The following is a 13,177-nucleotide window of genomic DNA, read 5'->3' on the forward strand; positions in this document are numbered from 1 at the left end:
AATTTTGCTATTTGTTATTTTCTACTTTTTGTTGATCCGCCCTCAGCAGAAAAAAGTAAAAGAACACCGCAAGTTAGTAAGCGAGCTAACCAAAGGTGATGAAATCATTACTTACGGTGGTATCGGCGGTAAAATTCGCGACCTAGACGAAGCATTTTGTGATCTTGAGATTGCAAACAATGTTGTAGTAAAAGTGGATCGTCAAAACATTGCTCGCTTGTTGCCAAAAGGCACGTTAAAAGGTACAGCAAATAATGATAAGAAAGATCAAGCTGAAACTGATAGCGAAGCTTAATCAATCAAGTCAACAAAGGGGCTAAGGCCCCTTTTTTCATGATGAAACAAAATTCTAGCGGCCATTGTAAAGGCAAATCACATGTTTGAATCTCAACGTAATATTATTAACAATCGCTTTCCGGCTTGGAAGTACCTTCTACTCATTACGGTGGTGGTTTTAGGTTTAACCTATGCCATGCCTAACTTGTTTGGCGATGATCCAGCGGTTCAGGTTTCACCAATCCAAGCGGGCCAGTTTGATCAAACAACCACGCAGGCAATCGAAGCACGCTTGACTGAATCCGGTTTAACGCCGAAAACTTTGGAGTTTGACGGCAATCAGTATTTATTGCGTTTCAGCGATGTTGAGGCCCAGTTGCAGGCCAATGATGTATTACGTGAGTTATTTGAACGTCAAGCCGTCGTGGCGTTAAATTTAGCACCTGCGACGCCTACCTGGCTGCGTTCTGTAGGTGGCCAGCCCATGTATTTGGGTCTTGATTTACGCGGTGGGGTTCATTTCTTAATGGACGTTGATATGGATGCGGCGGTGGAAGGTGCGTATCGTCGTTATAACGACGAAATTCGTAATCTTTTACGCGAAGCCCGCGTGCGTTATCAATCGGTCGATTATCAAGATGAAACCCTTCGAGTGGTGTTTCGTGGTGCGGATGCACGCGACCAGGGATTGGTTGAGTTAGAAAAAGAATACGCTAACGAAATGCAAATCCTATCGGTTGATGAAAATCAACAGGCCAGCGTGTCATTGCGTTTATCAGACAGTGTGATCGCAGAGACCAAAAAATTCGCGCTACAGCAAAATATTACCACTTTACGTAATCGTATTAACGAGTTAGGTGTGGCCGAGCCTGTGATTCAGCAACAAGGTGAACGCCGCATTGTGGTGCAGTTGCCGGGTGTGCAAGACACCGCTCGCGCTAAAGAAATTTTGGGCGCGACTGCGACACTTGAGTTCCGTTTAGTGGATGAACGCGGTGATGCTGAGCGCGCCCAGCGTACTGGTGTGGCGCCGGGTCAGTCTCAACTTTATCAATTCCGCGATGGTCGTCCGATCCTATTGCAACGTAGTGTAATCGTGACGGGTGACAGTGTTATTAATGCACAGTCAGGTATTGATGCGCAAGCCGGTTCAGCACAAGTCAGCGTGACGCTGGATGGCGCGGGTGGGCGTCGTATGCTCGATACCACGCGTGACAATATTGGTAATCGGATGGCGGTGGTCTTTATTGAAAGTCGCGTCGATACAGTCGAAGAAAATGGTGAGATGGTCAAGCAGCGTGTGGTGACACGCGATGTCATTAACGCTGCAGTCATTCGTGATCAATTTGCTAACCGTTTCCAGATTACTGGTTTAGACAGTCCGCAAGAAGCGCAAAATTTGGCGTTATTACTGCGTGCAGGTGCCTTAGCAGCGCCGATGGAAATTGTTGAAGAACGCACAGTTGGCCCAAGCTTGGGGCAGGATAATATTGACCAGGGCTTAATGTCGGTAGTGGTTGGTTTTATTTTAGTACTGATTCTGATGGCTTGGCGCTATAAGGTCTTTGGCATGATTGCTAATTTAGCCCTAGTTTTAAACTTGGTGTTGATTGTGGCTGTTTTATCCCTTATGCAAGCTACCTTAACTTTGCCTGGGATTGCCGGGATTGTGCTCACAGTGGGTATGGCGGTGGATGCTAACGTACTGATTTTTGAACGTATAAGGGAGGAGCTGAAAAATAGCTCGATTCAAACCGCGATTCATGCGGGATATGAAAAAGCCTTTATCACAATTGCTGATGCGAATATCACCACCTTATTGGCAGCGATTGTATTGTTTAGTTTTGGTACCGGGCCGATTAAAGGCTTTGCGATTACCTTAACCATTGGCATTATAACGTCAATGTTTACCGCCATCTTGGGAACACGTGCAATCGTAAATTGGATTTACGGTAACAAACGTGTTTCGAAATTGTCTATTTAGGAGGTCAGCATGACACAAGAACAAACGACGACTCAGACTTCCGTTGATCTAGGCAAAATCAATTTTATGAAAGTACGTACGCCAGCGATGATTTTGTCGTTGGTGTTAATTATCGGCTCATTGGTAGGGCTTTGGTATAAAGGCCTAAACCTGGGGGTGGACTTTACTGGTGGAACCATTATTGAACTGTCTTATCCAAATGGTGCGGAATTAAATATAGTGCGTGATCAACTGGTTGCGGCTGGTTATGAACAAGCGCAAGTGCAACATTTTGGTTCGTCACGCGAAGTATTGATTCGTATTGCACCACGTGAAGATATGGCTTCAGCGACCTTGAGTAATGAGGTTATGGCTACTTTGCGAGCAGCAAGCGATGAACAGATAGAGCTGCGCCGTGTTGAGTTTGTTGGCCCTCAGGTTGGTGAAGAACTCACCTCGGATGGCGCATTAGCGGTTTTGTATGCCTTAATCGGTATCTTGATTTATGTCGCGTTGCGTTTCGAATTCCGTTTTTCATTGGGCGCAATTACCGCCTTGGTGCATGACGTGGTGATTACCGTTGGGGTGTTTGCCTGGACTCAAATTCAATTTGACTTAACTGTATTAGCGGCCTTGCTGGCGATAATTGGTTATTCTTTGAACGATACGATTGTGGTATTTGATCGGGTGCGTGAGCTTTTCCGTACGATGCGAGAAGGTTCGCCAGCCGAAGTCGCTAACAAAGCATTAAACGATATGCTATCGCGCACAATTATGACGTCCTTGACCACGTTGATGGTGTTGATTGCATTGTTTGTTTTGGGCGGCGAAATTATTCATGGGTTTGCCTTTGCGTTGATGATCGGTGTCGTCGTGGGGACCTACTCATCTGTTTATGTAGCGAGCAATGTCGCCATAATGCTGGGTGTGTCGAAACAAGACTTGATGCCACCCGTCAAAGAAGGTGCTGATCCGAAAGAAGCAGAGGACGAATTGCAACGCGCGTTTTTAGAGGCGGAAGCCAAACGTAAGCTAGAAGATTAAATGAGTAAATAGATTCGATGTCGTTAATTTTAGAAAAGAACAAACGCCGTACCTTTGCGATTATTTCGCATCCCGATGCGGGTAAAACCACCGTGACTGAAAAACTATTGCTTTATGGTGGTGCGATTCAGATGGCGGGCGCCGTTAAAAGTCGTAAAACCGACCGAGGTGCGACGTCTGACTGGATGAAAATGGAGCAGGAACGTGGTATTTCGGTGGCCTCATCTGTGATGCAGTTCCCCTATAAAGACGTGATGATGAACCTGCTCGATACGCCCGGTCACGAAGACTTTTCGGAAGATACCTATCGTGTATTAACCGCGGTGGATTCCGCCTTGATGGTTATCGATGTCGCCAAAGGCGTTGAAGATCGTACCATTAAATTGATGGAAGTGTGTCGTCTGCGTGATACGCCGATTTTGACTTTTATCAACAAGATGGACCGTGAAGGTAAAGAGCCGATAGAGTTATTGGATGAAGTCGAAGACATTCTAAAAATCGAATGTGCGCCCATGACTTGGCCAATTGGTATGGGTAAACGCTTTAAGGGCATTTATCACCTTTATAACGACACGGTACGCCTGTTTGCCCAAGCCGATGGTCAGCGAGCCGGCGCGGGCGAGTTGTTGGAAGGCTTGGATAATCCGCGTTTAGATGAGTTAATTGGTAGCCAAGCACAAGAATTGCGTGATGAGATTGAACTGGTGCGTGGCGCAAGTCATGAATTTGATTTAGAGCGTTTTTTAAGCGGAAAACTGACGCCTGTCTTTTTTGGTTCTGCGGTGAATAATTTTGGCTTACAAGAGTTGCTAGATGGCTTTGCCATGTATGCGCCACCGCCAAAAGGACGTGAAACCGAAACCCGTTTTGTGGACGCGGCTGAAGAAAAAATGACCGGGTTTGTGTTTAAAATCCAAGCCAATATGGACCCAGCTCATCGAGATCGGGTTGCGTTTATGCGCATCGTTTCGGGCAAATACGAAGCGGGTAAAAAGCTAAAACATGTGCGCATAGGTAAAGATGTCAAAATTTCCAAAGCCATCACCTTTTTAGCGAACAAGCGTGAGCAGGCTGAAGTGGCTTATCCGGGTGATATTATTGGTTTGCACAACCACGGCACAATCAAAATTGGCGACACCTTTACCGAGGGTGAAGATCTCAAATTCACGGGTATTCCAAACTTTGCGCCCGAGTTATTCCGTCGCGCTCAGTTAAAAGATCCGATGAAAATGAAAGCTTTACAAAAAGGCTTAACCCAGCTTTCAGAAGAGGGCGCAACCCAACTTTATCGTCCCATCAACAACAACGACCTAATCTTAGGCGCGGTGGGGGTGTTGCAGTTTGAAGTGGTAGCGCAACGTTTAGCCGATGAATATAAAGTGGCTTGCCAGTTTGAGCCAGTGAGTGTGGCCACTGCGCGTTGGGTTTTAGGGGACAAGGCCGAAATTGCTAAGTTTCTCGATAAAGTAACCGATAACGTAGCTTACGATGCCGCCGATCAATTGGTTTACATTGCACCAACAAGAGTGAATTTACAATTAACCGAAGAGCGTTGGCCGAATTTAAAATTCACTGCGACTCGTGAGCATTAGGTCGGACTAAAATTCAGTCACCTAAGCGTAACTAACGACAAAGCCACCAGGCCTGGTGGCTTTGTCGTTTCTGAAGGTTTTATTTCAAGTCTTAGTTTCTGTATATATAAGTGCGATCGAGGTGTTAGTGAATGCTAATGTCTTGTAATTTAGGCGTTTTTTAGATTTATGTTTGGTAAAATTTACATAACCACTACTTTGACAAAGGGATAGCTCATGTTTAAGCATCCAAACCCTCTAGTCCTGTTTATCTTTTTACTGTTTTTTAGCCACCAGGCCTGGTCGTCGGTTGGAACGATTGTGTTGGCGACGGGTGCTGTCGAGATTCAGCGCGCGGATCAAGTGATCGAAGCGCAAACTGGCTCATCGATTCTAGAGCAAGATAAGATTGTCACGGGCGATCAGGCGCGTGCTCAGCTGCGTTTTAGCGACAACACTGTGATCACGCTTGGACATAACACCGAGTTTGGCGTCGAGACGTTTTTAAACGAAGGCTCTAACCAAGCTGAAGCCAAATTCAATATCGCCAAAGGCACGTTTAAAGCCATCACCGGCCAAATTGGCAAAGCCGCGCCCGATAAATTCAAAGTCAAAACCCGCACGGCTACCATTGGGATTCGCGGCACGATCTTTAGCGGTCGAATTACACCTGAGCGCGAAATGATTGCGACGCTGAGCGGTTTGATCTTTGTTATAGAAGACCAAACCGGTTTGAGCGTTGAGGTGCCCGCCGGCCAATTTACTCGTATAGCCCCTGGCCAACCACCTGAGCCACCTAAACCTCTGACGCCTCAAGAATTGCAACAAATGAATGAGGACGGTGAGCAATCATCAGGTGGATCAACAGGGGAAGGTAGCAATCAAGCTGGCACTAATGAAGAGCCAGACGGCTTGCAAAATACAGGTGACCCAACCGAACAAAATGATTCAGTCAATAATACAACACCAAATATAAATACAGGTCTTGTCGATCAAGCATTGAACACTCAAATAGAACAAGAAATTGATAGTCAGCTATCGTCAAATTCAAGTTTGTCGGTAGTGGGATGGAAAATTCCATCTTTGTTATCAGATTACCTGATTGAAGAACCTTTAATAGATTGCCAACTTGAGCCTTGTCAAGGTGATCCTTACTTAGATGATCAACTTTATGGATACGCGTTTGAAGTTTCACAATCGGAGCTACTTGGCACTTTTGATAATAATGTAGGCTGGGGTACTTGGGAGCAAGATGGCATATCTGGCTATTGGGTTGGCGGTACAGAAGCCACGGCGGCATCTAATCATATTGAGTCAATGTTAACGAACCAGTCGGGTTCTTATTCTTACACGGGTCAACTTTTAGGAGAGGTCATTCTAAACAATGAATCGGTTGAATCGATTAATGCCAGTAGCCTGTCTTTAGATTTTAACTTTGCAAACTATACTGTAAACGGGGCGGTATCGTTCAGTTCAGCAAGTACAGATTGGAACCTGATGATTGATTCAGGTTATGTTGAAGGCGGTGGATTTAGCACGAGTGCCTCTGGCGATCTTAATCAAGAGTCAGCATTTGCTTATGGCTATATGGATGGTCGATTTTTCGGGCCACAAGCCAATTCAATTGGTGGGGTGTTTTATTTTGGCTCGGAAGGACAGACAGTTGATTTCTACGAAGCCAATGGCGTGTTTAAGGCGGTTAAGCAGTGATTAAGTTTTTTGTTAAGTCATTTTTGATTTTTAACCTTTGTAGTTTTCCGCTTTATGCAGCCACTAGCGAACAAGACACCCGTCAGCAAACTCAGCTTGCTTTAAAAGCCGATTTTGAAACGGCAAAGTCCTTATATGAACAGGGGCAATTTAATCAAGCTTATGTGGCATTAGAAAGCTTACTAAATCGAGCACCTGCCAATGCATTGGTTAATTTTTATTTTGCTATGAGTGCGGCGGCCTTAAAACGAAATGACCAAGCGATTGCGGCGTTTGATCGTGTCTTAATGCTGAATCCACAAAGCGTACGCACGCGTTTAGAATTGGCGAAGCTTTATTTTGATATGGGTGAATATGATTTGGCACATGCCGAATTGGACAGGGCATTGAATGCCAATTTACCAGATGCGGTGCGTCAAAATGTGCTCGATTTTAAAACCCGCATTGAAAGACAGCAATCGCGGCATTCTCATGCCACCACACTGGTCTTAACGTTAGGCTATGATTCCAATGCTAATAACGATATTGGTGCGGGTAATAACTTTGCCCTGGATGGTTTTGGTGGCTTAGAATTATCCGGAAACGCCGAGGCTCAAGATTATAGTTTTGGTCAAACACTGGTTTACAATCACAGCTATGATTTAGGTGAACGTCAAGCTTGGACGTTAAACAGTCAGATCGTCGGGTTTAATCGTCTCAATAAAGATTACTCCCAAAACAATGTAACTTATGTTGGTGCTTTGATGGCGCCCACTTATCAACATGATATTTATAAAGTGGCGTTTCCACTTGAGGTTGATCGTGTTTTTGTGGATGGTGAGGGCTATCTTTCCAATGCTTCGTTAGGGGCGAGTTTAGAGCAGTTGCTGTCGGCCAACCAAACTTTGGCGGCGAGTTATAAATTGCGTTCGATGCAGTATGCGGGTGAAAATTCGATTCGAGATGCTTGGTCGAATATTTATTCGATGAGTTACCGCCATGCGATAGGCAAAAAGCCTTTGATTCTAACGGCGAACTTCAGTTATGAAAATCGTCAGCAAGCTAAAGAGGCTGATTCGGATCCGGCCTCACTGACCGAAAAAATATTGAAATTGAACGCCAGCAAGGTATTAAGCGCGCGTTGGCGGTTGATTGCCAGCGCCTCGTTTACCACGACAGATTATCAACAAGAAAACTGGTTGTTTGCAAATAAACGCTCTGACCGAATTAGCCGTTTTGATTTGGGCGGCCAATACCAGCTTAATCGCGTATCTTTGGTCGGAGGTAATTTAAGTCAGGCTGTTCACCAGTCGAATCAAGGCCCTTATGAGTTTAATAAGACTCAGGCCAATCTCAATTACACTTATCGGTTTTAGACATGACTAGGATCCTTATCCAAGTTGTGTTGACCTTGAGTGTGTTATTTGCCAGTTTATACGTCACGTTTTATGCATCTCACCTGCAAGAGCCATTCGAGCTAAAAATCAAAGACCAAATGATGCTCTGGCGCGGCGAATTACCAGCTGATCCAGCGATTGTTGTTATCGATATTGATGAAAAAAGTTTAAAAGAAATCGGTCAATGGCCTTGGCCACGTGATCAGGTTTCGGCCTTATTAAAAGGTTTGGCCGATCTTGAAGTAGGCATGATTGGGATGGACGTGGTGTTTGCCGAACCGGATAACAGTTCACCCAAGCGTGTATTTGAACGTTTGGGGTTGCCGACGCAAGACTTACCTGACTTTGATGCTATGTTAGCGCAGAGTGTGGCTGAAACGCCGACCATTTTGGGTTATGTATTTATCCAAAACCCTGATCCAGTCATGCCGGGTGCAGCGCCGACTTCACAAGCTATTATTGTTGAGCGTGATAAGCCCAATGCCTCCTATTTGTTTAAGCCTTATCGTACGGTTTTAAACATTCCTCAAGTTCAAAACAGTGCTTATTCAAGCGGTTATTTCAATACCCTTCCTGATAGTGATGGTGTGGTGCGCAGTGTGCCTTTAGTAATGGAGTATGAAGGCATGTTGTTTCCGGCCTTAAGTTTGGAAATGATGCGCATTATATTGGGCGACAATCGTTTAACGGTTCAGTATGAAAATAACGGGGTGGAATCGGTTTATATCGGCGATTTGCGTATCCCGACCGATACCTATGGGCGCTTATTGTTAAATTTCCGTGGTGAATCTTATCGTTATCAATATATTTCAGCGACCGATATTATTCATGGGCGCGTGTCGGCTGAACAAGTGGCAGGAAAAATTGCATTGGTCGGCACGTCAGCGGCTGGTTTGTTAGATTTGCGAGCGACGCCGTTTGATAGTGTTTATCCCGGGGTCGAGGTACACGCGACTGCGCTAGACAATATATTAAACCAAGAGTTTATTGCCAAGCCCATGTGGGTATTGGGGGCCGATTTGGTCAGCATAGTATTATTGAGCTTGGTAGTGGGAGCCATGCTGATCTGGTTGGGGTCTATTGCTGGCTTTCTCGTCGCAACGGGTTTGTTTTTAAGTATTGGTTTTGGACATTACTATGCTTTTACTCAGCAAGGTCTGCTGTTAAACACCATCATGCCGATGTTCGTGTTAGTTGGCTTGTTCTTGCTGGGGACGGTGGTGAATTATTTTTATGAATCCCAGCAAAAAGCGCGAATTAAAAGTCGGTTTGCTCAAAAAGTGTCGGCCGCGGTGGTGGAAGAACTGATTAATCACCCAGATGATTTGGTGCTGGAGGGGCGTGAGCAAGACATCAGCATTTTGTTTAGTGATATTCGTGGCTTTACCAATTTATCCGAAACAATGGGGTCGGCCCAGGCGCTTATTCAGTTGCTGAACCGTTATATGACGCCTATGGTAGAGGTAATTACTCGTCATCAGGGCACGGTTGATAAATTTATTGGCGATGCAATCATGGCTTATTGGAACGCACCTTTGCCGATTAAAAACCACGCCGATGAAGCTTTACAAGCCGCGATTGAGCAAATTTTTGCGCTCGAAGATTTAAACCAACAACTCACTTTAGATGGTTTGCCTAATTTAAAGATTGGCATTGGTCTTAATAGCGGTTTGGCTGTAGTGGGTGAAATGGGTTCGTTGGGCCGATCAGATTACACGGTGATTGGTGATTCTGTAAATTTAGCCTCACGTGCAGAAGGCTTGTGTAAACCTTATGGCGCGCAAATTGTGTTAACTGAATTTACGCTAGCGGCTTTGCAAAACCCGCAAAGTTATAAAATTCGCCTATTGGATAAAGTTCGGGTAAAAGGCAAAGTGCAACCGGTTTCAGTGTATGAGTGTTTGGGCGATCAGCACCAGGCCTGGTATGATTATCAAGAAGCCGAAGCACAAGGTTATAACCTGGCACAAGATGCATACCACCAGGCCTGTTTTGACCAAGCTTTGAATTTGTTTGAAGCCTTGCACAAAGATTATCCGCAAACGCTTTATGCGATGTACGTTGAGCGTTGCCGACATTATATTGAGAATCCACCGCCGAATTTTGACGGTGTCTTTACCTTGACCACCAAATAATCAAGAGATTCGAACCATGCATAGTATTCGATTTTTAGGCGCACACGGCAGTCGTGCGAAGTCGGCCCAGACCACTTGCATTCAAGTGTCGGATAAGACCTTGATAGATGCAGGCAACATGTTGAATGGTTTGGGTGATGAAGCTCGCTTGGTGGAGCGGGTTTTCTTAACTCATGCGCATCTGGACCACATTTTAGATTTAGGCTTTTGGCTGGATCATTACTTTGAAGATCGGCAAAAACCTCTACAAGTGTTTGGCTTGCCTGACACGCTGGACGCATTGAAAAAACATCTGTTTAACAATCAAATATGGCCGGATTTTTCAAGGATTACACTACCTGGTTCGACTCGATGTGCTCTAGAATTTGTGCCGATTGAATTCAATCAGTCTTACCAAGTAGAACCAGGCCTGGTATTAACCCCCATCAAGTCTTATCACACGCCAGGCAGCTGTGGTTATGTGATTCAACATGCGGATCAAGCCCTGGTGTTTGGCGGGGATGGTTATTGTAACCCTGAGATTTGGTCACTGATTAATGACAATCCAGCGGTGCGGTCAGTGGTGTTGGATGTTTCGTTTCCGAATCGACTGTCAGCTATTGCGAAAGCCAGTCAGCATTTAACGCCTAAGCTGCTCGCACAAGAGTTATTAAACCTCAAGCGACACGATGTACAAATTTACGTGTTTCATTTAAAGCCGGCCTACTTGGAAGAGATACGTGGCGAGCTAAAAGCGATTGGATTAGCCAATCAAAATATACTTAATGAAGGCGACCAGATTCAACTTGATACGGGTGAGATTATCAAACATTACGAGCCGATTAATCAGGCCGAACAAGTTGAAAAACTCAATCGAATTGGGGTGGCCCTCTCGGCGGAAAAAAACATTAACCACCTGTTAGAAATGATTGTGTCTGAGGCCAAAAACTTGACCGGGGCGGATGGTGGTACGTTGTATTTATTGAAAGAGCAGCAATTACACTTTACCGTGGCGCAAACCGATTCACTCGCAATTAAGATGGGCGGCACAGGTGATCCAATCAGCTGGCCGCCTTTACCTTTATTTTTAGAGGATGGCCGCGAAAATAAAAAAATGGTGGCGGCCACCTGCGCGTTGGAAGATCGGGTTATTAATATTGAAGACGTCTATCAAGCCGAAGGTTTTTCGTTTGATGGCACCAAAAAGTTTGATCAAGGCACCGGTTATCGTTCGCAATCCATGTTGGTGATCCCGCTGCGCAACTTTGAGCAAAAAGTGATTGGTGTGTTGCAGCTTCTTAACAAACAAGAGGTGGATCAAACCACGGTAAGCTTTTCCGAGCAAGACGAAGCGGTGACCTTATCTTTGGCATCGCAGGCGGCGGTTGCTCTCACCAATACGCAATTGATTGATGACTTGGAAAACCTGCTCGAATCTTTTTTAAACAGCATCATTTATACAATGGGGCGCAAATCTCCTTATACGGCCGGCCATATTAATCGCATGGTTGCGTTAAGCGAGTTACTGGCCGAGGCTGTACATCACGATCAACAGACCTATGCTGACAAAGCCTATACCGATGAGCAGGCCAAACAAATTAAGTTAGCTGCGCTGATGCACGATATAGGTAAGCTCGCTACGCCCGAAACGGTGATGGATAAAGCGACCAAGCTGGATGGGCACTTTGACCGCATTGAGCTGGTTGAAGAGCGTGCCTTACGCATTCGAGCTGAAATGGAAAAAAACGCCTTGCGCATGCAATTAACATATCCTGATCGTCAAGCTGAGATTGAAACCGAGCTATTGCACCACCTAAGCCAGCTGGAACAAGGTTTGGCATTGGTTAGAAAAAGTAATACGGGTGGCGAATTTTTACCGGGTGAACAAGTGTTGGCCATTCAAAAATTAGCGGATGAACCTTTTCAAATTGGTGATCAAAGTCTGGCGCTGATTACACCTGAAGAAGCTTATTGTTTAGTGGTGCAAAAAGGTACCTTAACCAACGAAGAACGTTTGATTATTAATGAACACGCCGAAATCGGTTTGGAAGTATTAAAGCAACTACCTTTCCCGGAGAAATACAAAGATATTCCTCACATTGCCGGTGCGCACCACGAAAAAATCAATGGTAAAGGTTATCCATTGGGTTTAAAAGGTGACCAGATTTCATTTGATGCACGAATTTTAGCCGTCGCCGATGTATTTGAAGCCTTGACTGCGCATGACCGGCCTTACAAAAAAGCTAACCCCTTATCGGTGGCCATGAAAATTCTGTATTTCATGGCCAAAGACGATGATTTAGATCGCGGTCTGGTGAAGTTTTTTTATCAGTCTGGACTTTATTTAGAGTATGCCCAGCGTCACTTGCCTGCCGAGCTGATAGATGAGGTCAGTATCGATTTCTCTGACCTCTAGGTAGTCACCACCAGGCCTGGTGGTTTGGATTAAATCGGCGTTAAAGCGAGCGCGAGGATCGGGTTGTCATAGCCGTCGCTGGTTTTGTATTCACGATATCCTTTGGTCATTTGATAACCGACCACATAATTTTTACCGTTGATTTTCCAGCCAAGTGTGCCGGTTTTACCCGGTTCAAAGTTCAATAACTCATTCGGTAAATCCATTACCAGGCCTGGTGCAAAGTCAGGATGACTGCAGGCCACCAAAATACCGTTAAGTTGCACAAACATACTAAATGAGGCTTCTTGTATTTCCTTGATCAAGTATTTTGGTTCGGTATCTTTAAGCATGGCTTCAAATTGTGGTTCGCTGTCAAACACCAGGGCAATGCCGCCGACGTTCTTTTTAATATTGTGCCAATCTTTAACCGCCGCATGATAAATATAAGTAGGGCGATTGTTATAAAGTTTGGTTTGCTCAAATTCCGATACGGTATAACTTTGGGTGCTATCTAATAACAAGCAAGCTTGAGTGTCACGAACCTGACCTAACGAATGTCCCACTAATTCGGCTTGAGCCGGATCGGACACCGCTATAATGGTGCCTTTGCGGTCATACAGCAAAATATTGGTATAGACCGTATAAAGTGAGTTGATGTATTTCAAAATGCGGTGTAACTCGGTTTCCTGCTCAGCGGTTAAGCTCTCACCTTGATCATGTAAAGA

The 13,177-nt window shown here is 45.0% G+C and carries 8 protein-coding genes and 1 pseudogene; 8 read left to right on the forward strand and 1 reads right to left on the reverse strand.

What is annotated here, in order from left to right; translation table 11 throughout:
• The 8 genes from yajC to VIM91_RS10105 all read left to right on the forward strand — a co-directional run.
• Positions 1-295, forward strand: a 295-nt coding sequence (gene yajC, locus VIM91_RS10070; protein WP_331864691.1) for a preprotein translocase subunit YajC, incomplete at its 5' end; no start/stop codon positions are given.
• 81 nt (positions 296-376) lie between these two features.
• Positions 377-2,260 carry a protein translocase subunit SecD gene (gene secD / locus VIM91_RS10075; protein WP_331864692.1) on the forward strand — a complete coding sequence of 628 codons (1,884 nt, stop codon included), beginning with the start codon at positions 377-379 and terminating at the stop codon, positions 2,258-2,260.
• 9 nt (positions 2,261-2,269) lie between these two features.
• Positions 2,270-3,283 (forward strand): protein translocase subunit SecF, encoded by a 1,014-nt coding sequence (gene secF, locus VIM91_RS10080; RefSeq protein WP_331864693.1) that lies wholly within the window; start codon positions 2,270-2,272, stop codon positions 3,281-3,283.
• 17 nt (positions 3,284-3,300) lie between these two features.
• Entirely contained in the window at positions 3,301-4,875 is a 1,575-nt protein-coding gene (locus tag VIM91_RS10085; protein ID WP_331864694.1) for a peptide chain release factor 3, read from the forward strand.
• Between the two features lie 216 nt (positions 4,876-5,091).
• Positions 5,092-6,564, forward strand: a complete 1,473-nt coding sequence (locus tag VIM91_RS10090) for a FecR domain-containing protein (protein ID WP_331864695.1) — start codon at positions 5,092-5,094, stop codon at positions 6,562-6,564.
• Entirely contained in the window at positions 6,561-7,919 is a 1,359-nt protein-coding gene (locus VIM91_RS10095; protein WP_331864696.1) for a tetratricopeptide repeat protein, read from the forward strand. The genes VIM91_RS10090 and VIM91_RS10095 overlap by 4 nt, the downstream gene beginning before the upstream one ends.
• Before the next feature lie 2 nt (positions 7,920-7,921).
• The gene (locus VIM91_RS10100; protein ID WP_331864697.1) at positions 7,922-10,075 is read left to right on the forward strand and encodes an adenylate/guanylate cyclase domain-containing protein; all 2,154 of its coding nucleotides are present in this window, start codon (positions 7,922-7,924) and stop codon (positions 10,073-10,075) included.
• A 16-nt stretch (positions 10,076-10,091) separates the two neighbouring features.
• Positions 10,092-12,470 carry an HD domain-containing phosphohydrolase gene (locus VIM91_RS10105; protein WP_331864698.1) on the forward strand — a complete coding sequence of 793 codons (2,379 nt, stop codon included), beginning with the start codon at positions 10,092-10,094 and terminating at the stop codon, positions 12,468-12,470.
• Positions 12,471-12,499: 29 nt separating this feature from the next.
• Here the strand turns inward: VIM91_RS10105 and VIM91_RS10110 are convergent.
• A pseudogene (locus tag VIM91_RS10110) lies at positions 12,500-13,177 on the reverse strand (hypothetical protein); the annotation flags it as partial.

This window comes from Thiomicrospira sp. (assembly GCF_036568485.1).
Taxonomy (GTDB): domain Bacteria; phylum Pseudomonadota; class Gammaproteobacteria; order Thiomicrospirales; family Thiomicrospiraceae; genus Thiomicrospira.